We start from the raw sequence: 18,582 nt of genomic DNA on the forward strand, positions 1-18,582 counted from the left end.
ATAAAGGGCAGAACCAGAATAAGTAAGATAGGAAATGCTAAACTTAGAAATCTTCTCTTTATGTGCAGCTTTACAGCCTGTAAATGCAATAAAGCCTGTAGAGAGATTTATGAAAGAATTACAGCAAAAGGGAAGAGTAAAAAACTGGCATTAATAGCTGTTTGTAATAAGCTGTTAAGACAGGCTTTTGCCATCGCAAAATCAGGAGTCGAATACAATAAAGAGTACAGAAGCCCTATGCCTAAATTTATTTAAAAAATATCATTTTTTATTTGGTTGCAAGCACAGTTCTTTGTTAGCTGTTGGTACATATTAATTATTTTGAGTTGTTTTTTTTGCTTGCTCTTCTTTTCTTTTAATTCTGAGAAACGTTGATCGATATTCTGAAAATTTGATAGTATGTTTTACACTCAATCCAGTTGCAATCATACAGTAAGTAAATAATAAAACTAAAGAAATAAAAAGCGATTTGTGCTGAAGCCATATTTGAGGATCTTTTGTTTCGATATAATATGAAGTTCCTGTATAAAGTACTATGGAGTAAACTAAACTGATGAACAATGAGATTAATACAGCCTTAAAAGTCCACATCAAATAAGTAAATGTACCATCTTCGTCAAGAAAGGAAACAAAATCATTATCAGAAGAAGACATGATTATGGCTAATGCTGCAAAAAATAAAGAAAATATAATTGAAAGAACAGAAATGGCAATGTTATAAAATGACAATAGAAACTTCATTTGGGAGTATTCTGGCATAATAATGATAAGCAATATAGTAACACCCACAGAAATGTAGGTATCCCAACTGAAAATTATCATATTAATTTTCTCCTTCAGTGTGTTCTGTTCTTGCGGCGATGTCATTAAATTTTTCGGTTACGTGTTCAATTACACTGCGGAATCCTCTCTCTTCAACACTATGAGGTAAATCTTGAGAAACTTCTTGATTTCGTTGATCTGTGGCTATAGTTATTAGTCTTCCAGTTTCATCAAAGCCTGATGCCACACTTTTACCATACCCATCTTCAGACATTGCCATTTTGCTTTCGGTTTCCTCATCAATTTCTATACCCTCTGAAGAACGAGATTCTTGGATTTCTTTATATGATGTGATATGTAATTCACGAAGACGTTCATCTACATTTCTCCAGCGATCAGAGAATCTCGGATTTGATGGAACTAGAGAAATAGTGATTTTGTTTATTTTTCGTAGAGTTCGAACTCTTTCTACAAATGAATATTCTTCAGTAATAGCTCTAATTGAAAAATCATAATTTCTTTCTGGATTATTTTCTCTGACGATTTCTAATAAACGTTCTTTAAAATTTCGTTTTGAGATATGATTTGTTATTTCTTCAAAAGCAATTACCATTTCACTTAAGCGTAAAATAAATAATGATTTTGCAACAATATTATTTACAGTACCTCCACGTCGTCTTTGACCCGTATTTTCATCAAGATATTCTCCTCTTCCATATGGGTCATATTTTATCATATATCCAACTACATAGTCATCAAGAATCTGAAGATCTGAAATTTTGTATGAGAAGTCATTGTATGGGGTCGCAGCACGTCCTTGCAGACTATCTAAAATAAACGCTCTTTTATTTGTATTACTGGGAACCTCTAAATGAATTCTATTAAAATAGAGTTTAGACATAATTATTTTATTTAGATAATGTCAAATGAAAGCATTTGATTTTGTTTTATAAAATTTCATCGACCAAATACTTTATTTATAGGTATAAGTACTTCTAAAATAAATGTCATTGAATTGTCCAAGACTTGTAGTGCTTTTATCCAAAGAGCAGAAACTATAATATAGTATCGAAGTCAGCTAACGCATTAATTTCAGTTTAAGAAATGTTTCATAAAAAATGAGTGAAGTTTAAATAAATTTAGCTGTGCACGAAATCACTGTTGTCGGCAACTTTGACTAATTAAATCTTTTAAACAACATTTAGTATCTGTAAAATACTATCCAATTTTTGACTGGTTTCGACCAAATCGCCATTAATCAAAATAATTCTTGCACCTTGATCAGAGCCAGCCTCAATTTTTACAATTTGCGAAATGTTTAGATAAATTGTTTTATTACCTTTTGTGTAGATTTTGATAAATGTATTCATTTCAATCGGTTTGATAGTTAATGATTATTTCATGAGTTGAAATTCTTCCTTAATAAACTCGGTTATTTTATTTTTTATTTCGTCTATGCAATTTTCATTTGCATAAACCATTCTTGGGCACATCGTTTCATTGAATTAAGTTATCAATATCCAAATCTTCTAAATCAATTTAATGTTCATTTATGTAATTTGAAATCTTGAGTTTGATGGAGTTTATTTTAGGGTCAAATTCTTTATTCTCAAATATGTTTTTGTATTCCATGACTAACAGTTTTTTTGTTTTTGTTAAATTATGATTTTTAGAACAATCGTGATAAAGTTGCCGGAGATGTTTTGCGGCTTTGTGACACTTGGGATGCCAGCGAACTGATTATTTTTTTTAAGTATAAACATTGTTTGCTTTTAACCGTTCACTGTCTCCGGTCTTGGACACGTAAAAATTAAAACCAACAATTGCACAACACTACTTTTAGATGAAGTTGTTGTTTAGTTTATCTAATGATAATTCTATAAGCTATTAATGGAGCAACTTTTAGCCAGATTAGAATAAGAATCCTGATTTGACCTTTAGTAAAATTGTATGCGTATAATAATTGTTTCCATGAGAGTCCTCGAATAATTCCAAAACCAAACTCAAAAGCCAAAGTCAATGATGCCCAAATTATACCAATTATGAAAGCTTGTTTTTCAGAACTAGGAGGAAATCATTTTACAGCGAAGTAAATATAAATACCTAGAAGTGTAATTAGTGAAAATGTTGAAAGTTGGTGAGCCGTTAATTCAGTCATGTATTTTTTATATCACAGATCTCTAGCCGTTCCATTTATAACTGCAGTAATGACCATAGGAATCCAGCAAAATACGTACTTTGACATTGGATTTTTATTTTAAATTAAGCACAAACATACAATTTCGACTAACGTTCCGCGATATCACCTAGTGGAAATGCAGTGAATTGATTTCTTTTGGTCTAAGATATTGTTTTTTTTGGAAAGAAAAACGTGAAGTTTAACTTCTACTGAGCCATTGCGTGAAACCTCTGTTGGTGGCAGTGGCAGGCTTTTATAAATCCTTATTTTTCGAGGTTAAGCTAATCCCAAATCCTATACTAAACCAAGTTTTTTCATTGTAAATCCAGTCCTTTCCTGCTTGACCAGGAGCGTAGTCTTTCCCAACCAACAATCCTACATTAAAACCATTTAAATCTAAAATTATTCCTGTTGACCAAGTCAATCCTAGAGTTGTTGAAGATTCTTTCTCCGGAGTAGTGTTTGAACTATTAATAGATAATAAACTTGTTCCAAGCGTAAATGTTGGAATTGTTATGTAATAAGGGTTTGTTCGACTTAAAGGAAATCTATAACCTAAGTATTGTCCAAGAGATATGTCTGTTGAAAGTTCCCAAGGATAATTAACTCCATTTACATTTTCATCAGGTCTAATTTTAATAGGGGCTAATAAAGTTCCACTGACTAAACTGCTCGTTTTTTGTTTGTGAAGAGCATTTAATTTTGAGCTTTCAACAAAGTAAGTTATATTATCATTTGTAGAGTTTACAAACGAATCATCATCTTTTTTTGGATCAGTTGATACTATAATTTTGAGAAATTTAATATATACTTTTCCATCTACAGTTTCTTTGTATTTGTATTTTAGACCAGCTAATGCTGTTCGTTGTTTGACAGTTGTGCCATCTAAATAATTTACGGTCAAATCAATTGAAGTTTTATATGATTTACTCAATGTCCACTCTTGTTCTTGACTGTGAATTTGACAGCAAATCATAATTACCACTAGTAAAATTTTTGTTTTCATAATATATCTGTTTAATTGGTTACAAATACGTTACTTCGTTAGAAAAACTAACAAAGATTTGTTTAATGAAAAATGTGGTATTTGAATAAAGATATTATTTTTTTTTTTAAATTAAAATATTTTTTCTTCAATATTTTTTGACTTTGCTTTTTGTCTTGACAAGTTGTGGTCGTTAAGCTTGCCAGCAACTGGTTAATATATCCAAATATATGTATTTTTTTACTTTTTCCTGCTTTTCTAGATGTCATTGTGGTGTCGGTTTTTGCGAGACTGTTTATAAGGTTCAGTAAGATAGATGCGCAACATAGGTGAAAGCAATAACCAAACTATCATAACATTGCATTGAAGGAAATTATTTTGGTGAATTGCCAATGTCCTTAAGTGGATTTAGCTATACTACGTAATTGAGGAACTTTAATATTTTAATTTGGGAATGATTGCCATTTAAGTTTATAAATGAACGGATTGCAAATCCGCGCCACAGGGTTCATGCTGAGGCTTGAACTATCATTATAGTTACTGTTCTTTTTGTACTTATAGATTTTAGTTTTATTTAATCTGTAATACTTTTTGCTTTTTCGTTGAATTAGCTAGCTTTGTGTAAAAATAGCTATATATATGAAACGTACAGTAGTCTTGATCATTACCTGTTTGACTTTTTTCACTAGTTCGGCTTCTTATGCATGGGGGCATAAAGGACACTCATTGGTTGCTGAGATAGCTTTTCACTATTTGGATGCCACTACAAAAAAAAATGTATTGGCTTATCTTAATGGTATGAGCATTGAAGATGCAGCCAATTGGATGGACTCTATGAGGAGTGATAAGCAGTATGATTTTATGAAACCTTATCACTACGTTAATATTGATAGGAATACTACGGTAAAGGAACTTGAAGGTGACAATATCATCAATACACTTACTAAATCTCTGAATGATTTGGATAACATGAAAGGTTTATCTAATGAGGAAATAAGAATGAAGTTGCTTTATATCTTTCATTTGGTGGGTGATTTACATCAGCCGCTGCATGTTGGTTATAAGGATGATAAAGGAGGAAACACTGTTCAAGTTTCTTTCTTAGGAAGAGGAACCAATTTACATGCATTGTGGGACACTGATATTATAGAGTATAAAGGTTTGGATTTGAACGATGAATTAAAGATGAATACATATAGTGCCGCTGATTTGGCAGCCATTAAAAAAATAGATGTTATTGCCTGGACAAAAGACAGCAGAAGTTTTTTAAAGAATGCCTACAGTTTAGACAATGCCAAAGTATCGGATTATTATATTGATTCTAATTATACCATCATACAACAACAAATTTTGAAAGCCGGGTTGCGATTGGCTTCTATATTAGAGCATTATTTTAAAGATGTTAATGTGGTAGCTAATACTCAAGTTAAGGAAATTCCTCCCAGCTCTGAAGTTACAGATGTGGTAGCATTATCTACTGATATTGACGTAACGAAAGCTGCTGACTATGAAGGTAAATTGGTTCGTATATGTTCTAAAGTATACTCAACAAAAGTTTTAGACTCAAACGGCATGACTTTTTTAAATGTTGGAGGCAAGTATCCTAGTGCACCTTTAACGGTTGTTATCTACGCTGATAAGTTGAAGAATTTTGATTTTGTACCGTCTACTTATTACAAAGGAAAAACTATTTGTATTACTGGGACGATCAAATTATATAAGGGAAAACCAGAAATAATAATTAATACACCACATGCGATTGAAATAAAATAAGTTTGTAAATTTCTATTCAATGGGAGACTTACCAGCCTCTTTTTTTGGTAGCATCTCATTAACTATGTAAGTATAAAAGATAATGAGGTTTAAAAACCCCGTAATTTTTGACTCATAAACTTTTTTGGATAGTGTCTTTTTTATTTCACCAACTATCATTGTGATGTTTTTTTTTCTGTGCTAGTAGATTTTGTTACGAATGTTTCAACGATTATAATCACCGGTATCGTAAGTAGGATTTCATACCATCTCATATTTAAATTTTTAAAGTTGTCGAAATAAAAAATGCTACTTCAAGGAAGTATGTAGTTCGGGATTATCTGTATGTAGTTTGAGATAAAGAAGAGACACGCTTTTTGGCGTCTTAATATTGAGGTATTTGAATTAACTTTTATAATCCTATGAGTTTAAAAAACTCTGAAAGTTTGAGATTTCTTGCTTCACAGATTTTTTGTAATGTTTCGACTGGAATTCTATAGTTTTTTGACCCTTTTATTTTTCGAATTGTACTTTCTTCAACATTATGAGCATTAGCAAATGCAGTCTGTGATTTACCCTCTTTCATCCAAGGATTCAACCACTCTTTTGTAATATATCCACATATTTTGCTATTGGCATCTATCATGTTAACAAAGAAAATGTTTGCTCAATAAATATTCACGGTCGAACGACCGTATTTAAAATTATTTGTGTATATTGCACTCGATTATATAAATTTGCGATACTTCTTATAAAATATATGAAGCATTCGCTTTGAATCCCGACTTGAAAACTGGTACTTTTTGCACACGGGATGATAAGTATGATGCTCACGCTAAATTGGCGTGGGCTCTCTTATTCGTGTGCGGGTATACCAGTACCTCAAGTCGTTTAAGTTGAGCCGCGCCTTTTTTTATGCGTTACACTCTGCTACATGATTTACTGATTGTTATGAAACAGTTGTGTGTGGATTTTCCATACATGAGGTTCTCGATATATCCGCCAAGGCGGATACTCGAACTGACGGACACATAAATAATAGACCCTGCCTCAACGCCATTAGAATTACGAATTATGAATTACGAATTACGAATTATGAATTACGATTTTCTTGTTAATGAGAACAAAACAATTATTAATCCTTTAACGCTACAGCTTATGGTATAACAAACACAACGAACTTAAAACACAAAAAAAAAGGCCCTCTGCATCTTCTTGGCGGTTGAACAGAGGACCGGTAGACAAACAAAACTAATGTTTCATTTAACTAAACCAAAAATATGAATAAAAAGCCTATTGGCAATATGGGAATATATCTATTCCTTTTGTGCCTTTGTTTTCAGGTTACGTTTGCTTTTGGAGACAAGAAGCAAGAGACAAGAAGCAAGAGACTTTTTGCTGTAAATGGAGGAGATTCCTCCTTTGTCGGAATGACAATAAAACAAAGTATTATTACCGGAACCGTTAGTGATGCTCATGGGGGACTTCCGGGAGTTACCGTTTCTGTAAAAAACAAACCTGTAAGTACGATAACCAACGAAAATGGGCAGTTTAGTATAGCTGCTGAAGTGGGAGATGTGCTTGTCTTTAGTTACATAGGTTATGCGGCTGTGACTGTTACTGTGGACAGTCGCCGTGTATATGATGTGATTATGCAGGAGGATGCTACCACGCTTAAAGAAGTAACCGTAAATGCAGGTTACTATACCGTGAAAGACAAGGAGCTCACGGGTAGTATCAGCAAGATTACTTCAAAGGAGTTGGAGAAACAACCTGTAACCAATGTACTTGCAGCCATGCAGGGAAGGATGGCGGGGGTTGATATCATACAAGATGGCGGTACTGCCGGCGGTGGTTTTCAAATTAAAATACGCGGTGTCAACAGTCTGCGGGCTGACGGAAATTCGCCTTTGTACATAATTGACGGGGTTCCGTATTCGTCGGAATCTATTGGATATGCCTCTATCAATTCGGGGATGGCATCGCCTACGAGTCCGTTGAACAGCATTAACCCCAGTGACATTGAAAGCATAGAGGTATTGAAGGATGCCGATGCGACCGCGATATACGGTAGTCGCGGGGCGAATGGCGTTGTACTGCTTACTACTAAGAAAGGTAAGGTCGGCCGGACAAAGATTACCGTAAATGCCACTTCCGGAACCGGGAAAGCCACCCGATTTATAGACCTGATGCATACGGAACAGTATCTGGCTATGCGTAAGGACGGATTTGCCAAGGATAATATAACTACTTATCCTGCATCTGCCTATGATGTAAACGGCACTTGGGATCAAAACCGCTACACCGACTGGCAAAAAGAACTGCTGGGTGGCACTGCCGAATTCAAGAATCTTAATGTGAGTGTAAGCGGAGGGAGTGCCCAAACCCAGTATTTGCTCAGCGGAACTACTAATACGGAAACTGCTGTGATTCCGGGTGATTTCAGGTATCGCAAAGCCGCAGGACATTTTAGTATGAACCATGCCGGTGAGGATAACCGGTTTAAGTTGGCGCTTTCGGGTGGGTATACAAAGCAGTTCAATAAACAATCAACCACCGACTTAACAAGGTTGGCGAGGAACCTTGCACCTAATGCCCCTGCATTATATACCGCAGATGGTGAACTGAATTGGGAAAACAATACGTTTTCTAACCCGTTGGCATTATTACGGGGCTATAGTACTGTAAAAACTAATGACCTGATTGCTAATGTAACGCTAAACTATGCCCTGACACCAAAATGGGAAATCAAAGCTAACATGGGGTATACCAATCTGGATAATCACGAGCAACGGCTTCAGCCTTCTAGTATTAATAACCCGTCGTTAAACATCAGCAGTTCTTCTTCATTGCTTTATGAAAATGTAACCACGCGTGAATCAACGATTATAGAACCGCAAATCAGATGGGCGGACAGCTTTGGGAAGGGTAAACTGGATATACTGGTTGGCGGTACTGCACAAAAGCAGACTACGGGAAGATTATACACTCTGGGGCAGGGGTTTGCGAGCAACAGTCTCATTACCAATATGGCATCGGCCAACAACAAATTTGTATTGGCCAGTGATGTTACAGAATATAAGTATCAGGCATTTTTTGGACGTGTAAATTATAACTACAACGACAAGTATATTGTGAACCTGACTGGTAGACGTGACGGTTCGAGCCGCTTTGGACCGGGGAAACAGTTTGCCTATTTTGGTGCTGCTGGTGCCGCCTGGGTCTTTACCAATGAAACTTCTTTGAAGAACAGTTCATGGCTAAGTTTTGGTAAACTGAGAGCCAGCTATGGTACTACCGGAAACGACCAGATTGGTGATTACCAATATCTGAATACCTACGCAAGCTCTGGACAGGCTTATCAAGGGATTACCGGACTGGAGCCCACGCGGTTATTCAATCCGGAATTCGGTTGGGAAAAGAGCACCAAGTTAGAGGTAGCTTTGGAAACGGGGTTTCTGAGTGACCGGATTGTTTTGACCACGGCCTTTTACAGGAACCGTTCTTCAAATCAGTTGGTTGGGGTACCGCTTTCGGGTACAACCGGTTTTTCATCTATCAATGCTAATCTTGACGCTACAGTGCAGAATCAAGGTTTGGAAATCACAGTGCATACCGATAATTTGAGAGGTAAGAATTTGAGATGGAGTACAAATGTTACTATTGCTACCGCCCGAAATAAACTGATTTCTTTTCCCGGTCTGGAAACCTCGACTTATGCCAACACTTATGTGGTAGGTGAGCCCATTACCATTGTAAAACTTTATCAGTACAAGGGCGTTAATGCACAAACCGGACTATTTGAATTTGCCGACCTTAATGGCGACGGTATTATTAATGCGGCAGGAGACAAACACTATGTAGCCGATTTAACCCCTAAATATTTTGGAGGCTTTCAAAACCAATTGAAATATAAAAACTGGGATTTGGATTTCCTTTTTCAGTTTGTGAAGCAACAGACCTACAATTATACACCGGGATCAGCAAACGGTACATTTTTTAACCAGAGCACAGATTATGCCAATGTGTGGCAACAAAGCGGAGATATGGCAGCGTATCAAATGAATACATCGGGCGCAAACAGCGCCGCAGTTACCGCGTTTTCGCGTTATACGGCCAGTGATGCTATAATAGTGGATGGGTCGTACATACGCCTTAAAAACATTGCTCTGACCTATACTGTACCGCTGAAATACAAAACAATGAACTGTAAACTCACTGTACAAGGACAGAACGTATTGACATTTACCAATTACAAGGGTGGTGATCCCGAATTCAGAGCCACAGGATTTTTACCTCCGTTGCGTGTTATTACGGGAGGTGTACAACTAAGCTTTTAACGTTAAAATATTCATTATGAAATCAATTATATTATTAAGAATGCCGCTTGTTCGCCTAGCGTTGGCAGTGCTTGGGTATGCATTGCTCATGGCGAATCAGTCGTGTGACAACTTTGTTGAGGTAGACCGGCCGAACTCGCAGCTGATTGGCAAAACAGTTTTTGAAGATATGACAACAGCTACCGCAGCGATGTCGGGGCTTTATGCAAAACTGAGAGGTAGTGGACCCTTAGCCGGGAATGGGCTGGGGGTTTCTGCTTTGGCGGGAATGTATGCCGATGAATTGGATTACTACCAAACCGGAAATATTAATTTTTACAATAACAGTCTGATTGCGGCTGAGGCAGGTAACGCCGCTTTGTGGAATAACACCTATCATCAGATATATGAGGCCAACTCAATTATTGAGGGCTTAAACAATTCGACTACGCTTCCTGTAGCGGGAAGGGATCAGTTACTTGGTGAGTCTCTTTTTGTGCGGGCGACACTTCATTTTTACTTAGTAAACTTATATGGTGATGTGCCCTATATTACTACTACAGACTACATTGCTAATAGTCACGTAAGCAGGACTCCAACTGCAACGGTGTATACACTAATACAATCGGACTTGGAGCAGGCCATCAGTTTATTACCGGAATCCTATGTCACTGCGGAGCGAGTTCGCCCCAATAAGTTTGCCGCGTACGCCATGCTTGCGAGAGTTTGCCTGTATAGGGGCGCATATGCAGAGGCCTCTAATGCCGCTTCGACAGTTTTGAATAGCCCTTTGTATGTTTGGGAGCCTGACCTGAACAAAGTATTCGTAAAAAACAGTACGACAACAATTTGGCAATTTAGCCCAGCTGCCAATGGGAATAATACCAGCGAAGGGAACCTGTTTATTTTTACTGCAGGACCTCCTGCCAATGTAGCTTTGCGTAATGACTTTGTAGGCGCATTTGAAGCCAATGACCAACGAAAAGCAAAATGGACTAAAGCAGTAACCAATGGGGCGAACACGTGGTACCATGCATACAAATACAAGCAACAAGCCAGTACACCATCTTCTATGGAGTACTCGGTAGTGCTGCGCCTTGCTGAGCAGGTTTTAATTCGAGCGGAAGCAAGAGCCAGGTTAGGAGAGCTCACTAATGCAAAAGCAGATTTGGATTTAATCAGAATCACGGCCGGTTTACTGCCGACAACGGCCGTAAGCCAGTCTGATTTGATTGCTGAAATACTGAACCAACGCCGCTTTGAATTGTTTACCGAATTCGGGAACCGGTTTTTTGATTTGAAGCGGAGTGGTTTGGCTGATACTGTCTTACCAACTGTTAAGACAGGCTGGAGTCCTACAGATAAACTTTGGCCTATACCTGCTAACGAGCTAGTTATTAATCCCAATTTAAATCCACAAAATCCCGGGTATTAAAATGAAGCGGAATAACACTTTTAAGGCATACCAGTACTTATTTTTTTCATGTTGTCTGCTTTTATCCTGCCCAATTTTTGGGCAGGCTAGGCAGGTAGTGAAGAATAGTGCCGGATTTGGAAAAGAGGGCAAAGTGCTGATTAACGAATTATCTGCCGACGGAAAATGGATTAGCTATGGGATATCCTACGAGAGTGGTACTGATACTTTGGTATTGCAAAACACTGTCACCAAAGCACGACAGCTGTTTCCGAAAGGTACACAATCGCATTTTGGCGGCAAGCGTTTCTTTGCTTGCATAAGGAAGAATGATTTAATTGTTTTGTCGTTGGAATCAGGAAGGAGCTTTGTGGTTCCAAATATCAGCCGTTATTTTTTTCTCGCCAACGGCACTTGTCTAGCAACTTTGAACACCAAACACATCCTTGAGCTACGTAATACCCGAAACAAGGTGGTGCAAACTATAGAAGGAATTACGGGCTTTGAGTTGAATGAAACCAGAGATGTCCTTTTATACAGCAGTAATACAAAAGATAATTTTGAAGTAGGCATACTTGGGGCCAATTTTAGCAAAAATCGCATTCTGGCCACAACAAAGGAAGCTATAACTAAACTTATGTGGCGTGAAGACAGTAAGGCGGTCGCCTTTATTAGTGGCGGCAATCTAGAGTATGTTAATTTAGAGACGCAAAAGAGTTTCAAACTGTCTGCCGCTAAGCTATTGGAACAAGGGAAGGTAATTAGTAGCAATCCGATTTATCCGGTTGCTTTGTCTGCTGATGGTAAGAAAGTATTTGTAGGCCTAGCATTGGCAGAAAAAAGATCCTTGCTGAAGGGGCCTGAAGTATGGAACGGTAATGATAGGATGTTATATCCTGTGCAGCAGTCTACCGCTGCTAGTGGCGTTCCTGTAATTGGGGTGTGGTTTCCTGAGTCGGGCAGTTTCCGTGTGCTTAATGATGAAGCAAGGTATTGCGTCAGGCTTTCTGGGCTGAATGATTATGTAGTTGTTTCAGATCCTTTTTCCTATGGTTTGGAGCCCTCATATCCTGAGCTGGTTGATTATTACATTAAAAATGTGCATACGGGTGCCGAGAAACTTTTGCTGAAGAAGCAACGGCAAGACACCACAATGCTTTGCTTTTCTCCTCTTACTAATTCGATTGCCTATTACAGCGAAGGACAATGGTGGTTATACAATCCGGAGACGGATGAAACTATATGTTTAACAAGCAGTGTACATACCAAATGGGACAATAGCGATATTGATGCACCAATTTCTGTCAGCGTATACGGATTGGCCGGGTGGTCAGCCGATGGAAAATCGGTGTTTTTATATGACAAGTATGATATTTGGAAAGTGGCATTGGCCGGTGGTTACTGTACTAATATGACCAAAGGAAGCGAATGGTATAAGAGGTACCGGTTGGATAAATCTGCTACTGCAAATCTGAAATTCAGACCGTACAATTCAGAGAAGCGATTGATAATTAGTGAGCAGCAAGATTTGTTGTTAACTGTAGAAAGTGAAAACGACTGGTCTACAGGTTATGCTATTTACCGCAGCGGGAAAGGTTTACAAAGTATTGACTATGGCGCTCATTATTGCAGCAATCTGCACAAAAGCGAAACCAATGACTTAGCCTATTTGACGGAAACCTACGCCAAAGCACCACAGCTTGTTTATGTGAAAGCAAGGGAAGTTAAGCCAAAATTATTATACAGTAGCCCAATGCCTAAACAACCCGTTAAAAAAGCCGAGTTAATCAGTTATACAAACAGTAAAGGTACGACTTTAAAATCGGCGTTATTTTATCCTGACGGATACGATGCCGGAATACAATACCCAATGATAGTGGTGATTTATGAAAAAAAGTCGAAAGCTATTCATCGTTACAGTAGTCAGACACTCTTATCATCAGATGGCTCTGTGGTAGCAAATTTTACTGCTGCAGGATACTTTGTTCTATTTCCGGACTTTGAATTAGAAATTGGAAAGCCGGGACTATCGGCGACGGACTGTGTGACTGCTGCAGTAATGGCCGCGCTAAGTAAAGCCTCTATTAACCCTAAGAAGGTGGGATTGATGGGGCATTCGTATGGAGGTTATGAAACTAATTTTATCATAACTCAAACTGATATTTTTGCAGCAGCCGTTTCAGGCGCGGGAATAAGTAATACCATAAGCCGTTATTTTGGTCTGGCTTTTAATCTTACCAATACAGACCTGTTTCGGTATGAAAACCAACAGTGGAGAATGGGAGCTTCTTTCTTTGATGCTAAACAAGGCTACTGGGATAATTCTCCTATTATGCATGCTGATCATGTAAAAACTCCTATATTGCTGTGGCATGGGAAGCTTGACGATACGATTCCATTTGATCAATGTGTTTCATTTTACCTTGCTCTAAGGCGGCTTGGCCGACAAACTATAATGGTTGCCTACCCAGATGAGGGACACGACTTGTCGAAGCCCGAGAATCAAGAAGATTTAACCAGTAGAATAATTCAATGGTTTGATTATTTCCTAAAGGATAATGCAAATATTGGATGGATAAGTAATGGAATACTTCCTGAATAAAAAATAATGCAGTTTCTCTATGAGAAACTGCATTACCTTTTAAAGAGCAACCAGAATTAGTCGCGTTTTAACGTAGCGTTACACGTTACCGGTGAGTCAAATGCAAAAACTGTCCAGCCAGCTTCAACACAAGTTGTGCTTCCGGCAGTTTTACAATCAACCAGTACTTCGGCACAGTCGTTTACGTTAGGATTGTGGATGTACCCAATCATCAAAGCATCTTCTGTTTTGCTTTTGTGTGAGTTGTCGGTTGTAACCGCAGCTGCACTTGCCAATGTAAATGCCGCCACCGGCAGCATAAACAATTTAAAGATTTTCATTTTCATGATTTTAAAAATTATTGATTAATTAATTTGATCTGCTTTTTTCCAGGTTTTGATCATCTACCTGTTACCGGCCGGTAATTCTTCATATCTCATTTTAGATTTGATTCTTTCTCCATATCCATACTTTAAAAGATAAGGTCCTGATATTATATAGGCAGCGTCGTGAGTTGCATAGAGATCCTTCATACGGAACCCGTTGTAGTCATGAACATAGAAACTCAACAGGTATTGATAAGAGGTAAAGTCGTATACATCTATGACTGTAGCATTGTCCCACACTTTTTTGTTTTCAAATTTGCCACGTAACATTGAATTAACCAGTAATAAATTTGAAGTTACGCCTGATAATTTATTTACCAGATAAGGAGGTGCGGCTAATTTAGTATCACCTGATTTTTGTATGGTTGCAATTTTAATGCGCGCCTTAGTAGTTGTGTCGATAGTATTACCGCGGTGCAGGAGTTTCAGATTTTTATCTGCAACAATATACTGATTACGGTAATGGTAAACATATATCATCCTATCGTAGTCAAAGCTGTAGTTTAGTGTTCCGTCAGTGTCAAAAAAACCGTCTATTTGCTTTTCCAGTAATTTGTCATTAATTACGAATTGCATACTTTCTTTTCCTGTTACTTTGGCTAATATGTTAGTGTGATCTTTTGGTTTTTGGCCTCTTATGATTACATCATCAACATCGATAAACGCAATGTCATTAAACGCATATTTTTTATCGTTAATCACTTTAGCTTTCCAATCGCTAGTTGAGCCCCGGTACACAACCCCCGCTGTGCCATCGAAGGCGTAAAAGTATTTACCATGCACACGTAAAGTAATGTGGGTGAAATTAAAATTTTCGCGTTCCAATTTTACCCCAAACTGCCTGCGGTTTTTTAAATTTTTATCAATAATAAAAATCTGTAGCTGTGCTTTGTGATTTCCCAAGTAAATGTGCTCAGCGGTTACACCGGCAATGTAGTAATCGGTATTTCGCAAGTCTAATTGTGCTACTTGTGCTGCTGTTCCCTGCGGAAAACGACGAATAAAAGGGTTTTCTTTTAGCATAATATCTTCGGAAGAGAGAAATAGACCAACCATTAAACTTGTTCCTAAAAGGCCACCGATAGCTGTCATTTTTAACAAATGAATAATGCCTTTATGTAAAGTAATAACGATGAGCCCTAAAAGCACAAATGCCATATTAAAAACCAAATGTTCTTTCCAGCCTAACTTTTCCAATACACCTCCGCAGGAGCAAGGAACAAATGATGTGAAATTGAGAATTAAAATGATGTAAACCGTAAAAAGGAACATCAGAAAACAACTGTCATAAATAGCCATGACTCGGTATTTGGGTATCATTAGAAATATGACTAATACCAACTCTACTGCCGGAACCGCTAACGAGATTACTGATGCATAGACACTAAGCAGAGGGGACTGACCAAGCTGGATTTGAAAGTTTTGGAAGTCGAGCAGTTTACTAATGGCTGCATAAGTAAAGAGTACAATGTGTAGTAATGCAGCAATGTAAATAAGGTTGGTTTTAAAAGAGTTTGATACCTTCATTACAGTAGTGTTTTTGAAATTACCAGTGTAAAGTTTAGGCTTTTATATTTTTAATAATATGCAAATCAGTATTTTAACTATCAAATTTTGATGTCTCTAGTGATTTCGCCGGGTGAGCATCCAAACTTTTTTTTGAACGCTTTATAGAAGTTCAAATACGAATTAAAACCACAGATAAAAGCAATTTTTTTTAAAGGAATATTGGTCTTAGTGATTAGATACTTTGCTCTAGATAGTCGTTGATCATTGTAGAATTGATAAATACTTGTATTGTATTGTTCGCGAAAGCCTGTTTTTAGTTTAAATTCATTTATCTTGAAATGAACTGATAGTTGTTTAATTGAAATTAGGGGTTCGTCGAGATGATTGAGAATGTACTCGTGTACTTGTTTAATGATTGCTGCTTCGGATTCGAGTGGGTTGTTATGTGCCAGTAAGGAGGTGAATTGTGAAGGCTGTTCTATTTTCTCTAATTCGGCAGCAATGCCATTAAGTATAGTTGCTATTTTTTCTACGACACTATCTTCACCCCGAAGTTCAATGCGAAACTTAAGATTGCCTATTGCCAATTCAAAAAGCATCTTGTAGATGATTTTAAGTCGTTGCTGTTGTTCTGAGCCTTGCATGTGATATGATGGTGCTGTAGATGTCGGAAAAAGCGCTGAAGTAGTTGTGCAGCCAGAACAAAGCTATATAAAAGCAATTCCCGAATCAAACAGTATAGTGTGCGATTCGGGAATTAAATACTATAATTTTTATCGAATTTTCCAGTGTTTGAAAGGTGTAGCTAGGAACTTTTTGCTACATTTTGGTACAGTAGTTTTTGCTTTAAAATAGCCATGTCATCGCTTACTTTTTTGTCTAATATCTTGGCATAGTGTTGGGTTGTCCTTAAATCTTTATGTCCCAGCATTTTGCTGACACTTTCAATAGGTACACCATTTGACAGTGTCACAGTGGTGGCAAATGTGTGCCGAGCAATATGAAAGGTTAGTTCCTTTTGGATGCTACACATGTCTGCAACTTCTTTGAGATAGGCATTCATCTTTTGGTTGCTTAACACCGGTAATAAACTATCCTCATTGCTGGATTGCGGATGATTTTCATATTTATCAATAATCACTAATGGAATAGGCAGCAAGGGAATTTTTGATGGTGTATCGGTTTTTTGTCGATGGGTAAAAAGCCATTTTTCACCATCGATACCAATACTCAGATGAGATTTTGTTAAGTTTTTCACATCTATATAAGCCAAGCCGGTAAAGCAGCTAAAGACAAAGATATCGCGAACTAAATCCAAACGTTCAATTTTAAACTTCTTATCCATTAAAGCTTGTAATTCATCTGAGGTTAGGTAGACCCTTTCGACAACCTTTATTTTTCCGCGATAGTTTAAAAATGGATCTCTTTCAATCCAACCATTCGCATAGCATTGTTTTACTATTTTGCCAAAGTTTCTGATGTATTTTAAGGTCGAGTTATTGTTGCAATTTCTGGTGTTTCTGAGGTAAAAATCAAAATCGTTTATGAATGCGGTGTCTATTTTGGTGATTGATATATCATTACGATTGTATTCCTGTTGGAGAAAATCTTTTGTATGACTCAATGCGGTTACAAATCTTTTGTAGGTGTTCTCGGCATATTCTTTACCAATGAGTTCTCTTACCCGACGGTTATGCTCTTCAAAAATGGCGATTAAATTTCTTTGGTTTTCGTCAATCCCCAAATATCTATTTTTAAAAGTTTGAGCGGTAATCTCAAGGTCATTATTTACCATATCTTTTTCAACTTCATAAACCTTGTTTTTCAGAATGTCGAGATAACTATTTATTGAACGGGCTTCCTCCGTTAAACCTTTCACTTTGCCCGCATAAGGGTTCCATTTTGATTTTTCAACAAACTTTGAGGTGCTTAGTTCAATCCTTTGTCCATCAATTGTAACTCTTAAGTAGATAGGGGTTAAGCCATCTTTGCTGGATTTTGCACTCTTTGCGTAAAAGAGTATTGACATTTTGTGCTTCATTTTGTGGTGACTTTTAGGTTATTTAATTTAACTTTTTGCCTGTTTTGACACAAGATGTACATTTTGTGAACACCTTATTTTACTGGCTCTCCCGAGAAATTCGGTTACCCTAAATTTTAAATTTCTCGGGTAACCGAATTACTCACCAACAATTTGATTTTTAATGAATAATTTGACTAGAAGTAAAAACATAAAAGCCTGTAAATCATACGATTTACAGGCTTTTGGTTTAAAATAAAGTAGTTTTTGTGGAGTCGGGGAGAGTCGAACTCCCGTCCAAACAGGCAACTAAAGAGCTTTCTACACGTTTAGTCTTTGATTGAATTTTCGACATCGGGCTATGCCAAAGACCGCAACCCGATGCTTAGCTCTGTGCGTGTTAGAAAGGATTTAGAGCCTTACCTTTCCTAGGTTTACTTTTACGGTTCCCCTTGACCAGCCGCCATAAACCAAGGCTTCTGAGGAGAATCCAGCTTCCCGACCTTGTCGAGACTTGGCTCATCGTACTAAACTTCGGATTAAGCAGCTAAAGCGTAATTATTTTCGCCGTTTATAGAGTTGTACCTTTGGATTTACGAGCTAAAAGCACAAAGCTCGACGTGCTTACTGTTCAATTCGACCTGCTGTCAAAACCAGTCGACCCCAGTTAGGTAA

At 37.4% G+C, this 18,582-nt stretch carries 14 protein-coding genes and 1 other RNA gene; 5 read left to right on the top strand and 10 right to left on the bottom strand.

Going from position 1 to position 18,582, the window contains the following annotated elements; translation table 11 throughout:
• Nucleotides 1-255 (top strand): transposase (locus tag EZL74_RS09425; protein WP_154669983.1); only part of this gene is annotated, 255 nt, incomplete at its 5' end.
• A gap of 57 nt (nucleotides 256-312) precedes the next feature.
• On the opposite strand, the gene EZL74_RS09430 is transcribed toward EZL74_RS09425, so the two are convergent.
• From EZL74_RS09430 to EZL74_RS09450, 4 genes are all read right to left on the bottom strand, one after another.
• A complete protein-coding gene (locus EZL74_RS09430; protein ID WP_204745135.1) occupies nucleotides 313-729 on the bottom strand; it encodes a hypothetical protein in 417 nt (138 codons plus the stop codon).
• 94 nt (nucleotides 730-823) lie between these two features.
• Complete coding sequence (locus EZL74_RS09435) at nucleotides 824-1,663, bottom strand: DUF4747 family protein (RefSeq protein ID WP_131476362.1); 840 nt, start codon at nucleotides 1,661-1,663, stop codon at nucleotides 824-826.
• Nucleotides 1,664-1,952: 289 nt separating this feature from the next.
• Nucleotides 1,953-2,132 carry a hypothetical protein gene (locus tag EZL74_RS09440; RefSeq protein WP_131476363.1) on the bottom strand — a complete coding sequence of 60 codons (180 nt, stop codon included), beginning with the start codon at nucleotides 2,130-2,132 and terminating at the stop codon, nucleotides 1,953-1,955.
• 1,062 nt (nucleotides 2,133-3,194) lie between these two features.
• Nucleotides 3,195-3,947 carry a hypothetical protein gene (locus tag EZL74_RS09450; protein WP_131476364.1) on the bottom strand — a complete coding sequence of 251 codons (753 nt, stop codon included), beginning with the start codon at nucleotides 3,945-3,947 and terminating at the stop codon, nucleotides 3,195-3,197.
• Nucleotides 3,948-4,565: 618 nt separating this feature from the next.
• Between EZL74_RS09450 and EZL74_RS09455 the strand changes: the two genes are divergently transcribed.
• Complete coding sequence (locus EZL74_RS09455; protein ID WP_131476365.1) at nucleotides 4,566-5,699, top strand: S1/P1 nuclease; 1,134 nt, start codon at nucleotides 4,566-4,568, stop codon at nucleotides 5,697-5,699.
• Nucleotides 5,700-6,090: 391 nt separating this feature from the next.
• On the opposite strand, the gene EZL74_RS09460 is transcribed toward EZL74_RS09455, so the two are convergent.
• A complete protein-coding gene (locus EZL74_RS09460; RefSeq protein WP_131476366.1) occupies nucleotides 6,091-6,324 on the bottom strand; it encodes a helix-turn-helix domain-containing protein in 234 nt (77 codons plus the stop codon).
• A 634-nt stretch (nucleotides 6,325-6,958) separates the two neighbouring features.
• Between EZL74_RS09460 and EZL74_RS09465 the strand changes: the two genes are divergently transcribed.
• The 3 genes from EZL74_RS09465 to EZL74_RS09475 are packed head-to-tail and all read left to right on the top strand — an operon-like array spanning nucleotide 6,959 to nucleotide 14,013.
• Nucleotides 6,959-10,018: a SusC/RagA family TonB-linked outer membrane protein gene (locus EZL74_RS09465; RefSeq protein WP_240034582.1), complete on the top strand. Its 3,060-nt coding sequence runs from the start codon at nucleotides 6,959-6,961 to the stop codon at nucleotides 10,016-10,018.
• Nucleotides 10,019-10,034: 16 nt separating this feature from the next.
• Nucleotides 10,035-11,432, top strand: coding sequence for a RagB/SusD family nutrient uptake outer membrane protein (locus EZL74_RS09470; RefSeq protein ID WP_131476367.1), 1,398 nt, complete (start codon nucleotides 10,035-10,037; stop codon nucleotides 11,430-11,432).
• A 1-nt stretch (nucleotide 11,433) separates the two neighbouring features.
• On the top strand, nucleotides 11,434-14,013 hold the full coding sequence (locus tag EZL74_RS09475; protein WP_131476368.1) for a S9 family peptidase: 2,580 nt from the start codon (nucleotides 11,434-11,436) through the stop codon (nucleotides 14,011-14,013).
• 56 nt (nucleotides 14,014-14,069) lie between these two features.
• Here the strand turns inward: EZL74_RS09475 and EZL74_RS09480 are convergent, their stop codons facing one another.
• The 5 genes from EZL74_RS09480 to ssrA form a co-directional block, all read right to left on the bottom strand.
• A complete protein-coding gene (locus EZL74_RS09480; RefSeq protein WP_131476369.1) occupies nucleotides 14,070-14,333 on the bottom strand; it encodes a DUF6520 family protein in 264 nt (87 codons plus the stop codon).
• Nucleotides 14,334-14,396: 63 nt separating this feature from the next.
• Entirely contained in the window at nucleotides 14,397-15,905 is a 1,509-nt protein-coding gene (locus EZL74_RS09485) for a MauE/DoxX family redox-associated membrane protein (protein WP_131476370.1), read from the bottom strand.
• Between the two features lie 80 nt (nucleotides 15,906-15,985).
• Complete coding sequence (locus tag EZL74_RS09490) at nucleotides 15,986-16,531, bottom strand: helix-turn-helix transcriptional regulator (RefSeq protein ID WP_131476371.1); 546 nt, start codon at nucleotides 16,529-16,531, stop codon at nucleotides 15,986-15,988.
• A gap of 161 nt (nucleotides 16,532-16,692) precedes the next feature.
• Nucleotides 16,693-17,916 carry a site-specific integrase gene (locus EZL74_RS09495; protein WP_317125806.1) on the bottom strand — a complete coding sequence of 408 codons (1,224 nt, stop codon included), beginning with the start codon at nucleotides 17,914-17,916 and terminating at the stop codon, nucleotides 16,693-16,695.
• A 258-nt stretch (nucleotides 17,917-18,174) separates the two neighbouring features.
• Nucleotides 18,175-18,572, bottom strand: a transfer-messenger RNA (tmRNA) gene (ssrA, locus tag EZL74_RS09500).
• Nucleotides 18,573-18,582: the final 10 nt, after the last annotated feature.

The organism is Flavobacterium silvisoli, from assembly GCF_004329815.1.
Classification (GTDB): Bacteria; Bacteroidota; Bacteroidia; order Flavobacteriales; family Flavobacteriaceae; genus Flavobacterium; species Flavobacterium silvisoli.

What these genes read in the sequence shown, in the direction of transcription:
- EZL74_RS09480 (WP_131476369.1), bottom strand. Translation starts at nt 14,333, where the DNA reads ATGAAAATCTTTAAATTGTTTATGCTGCCGGTGGCGGCATTTACATTG.
- EZL74_RS09455 (WP_131476365.1), top strand. Translation starts at nt 4,566, where the DNA reads ATGAAACGTACAGTAGTCTTGATCATTACCTGTTTGACTTTTTTCACT.
- EZL74_RS09440 (WP_131476363.1), bottom strand. Translation starts at nt 2,132, where the DNA reads ATGAATACATTTATCAAAATCTACACAAAAGGTAATAAAACAATTTAT.
- EZL74_RS09465 (WP_240034582.1), top strand. Translation starts at nt 6,959, where the DNA reads ATGAATAAAAAGCCTATTGGCAATATGGGAATATATCTATTCCTTTTG.
- EZL74_RS09470 (WP_131476367.1), top strand. Translation starts at nt 10,035, where the DNA reads ATGAAATCAATTATATTATTAAGAATGCCGCTTGTTCGCCTAGCGTTG.
- EZL74_RS09460 (WP_131476366.1), bottom strand. Translation starts at nt 6,324, where the DNA reads ATGATAGATGCCAATAGCAAAATATGTGGATATATTACAAAAGAGTGG.
- EZL74_RS09495 (WP_317125806.1), bottom strand. Translation starts at nt 17,916, where the DNA reads ATGTCAATACTCTTTTACGCAAAGAGTGCAAAATCCAGCAAAGATGGC.
- EZL74_RS09450 (WP_131476364.1), bottom strand. Translation starts at nt 3,947, where the DNA reads ATGAAAACAAAAATTTTACTAGTGGTAATTATGATTTGCTGTCAAATT.
- EZL74_RS09475 (WP_131476368.1), top strand. Translation starts at nt 11,434, where the DNA reads ATGAAGCGGAATAACACTTTTAAGGCATACCAGTACTTATTTTTTTCA.
- EZL74_RS09490 (WP_131476371.1), bottom strand. Translation starts at nt 16,531, where the DNA reads ATGCAAGGCTCAGAACAACAGCAACGACTTAAAATCATCTACAAGATG.
- EZL74_RS09435 (WP_131476362.1), bottom strand. Translation starts at nt 1,663, where the DNA reads ATGTCTAAACTCTATTTTAATAGAATTCATTTAGAGGTTCCCAGTAAT.
- EZL74_RS09485 (WP_131476370.1), bottom strand. Translation starts at nt 15,905, where the DNA reads ATGAAGGTATCAAACTCTTTTAAAACCAACCTTATTTACATTGCTGCA.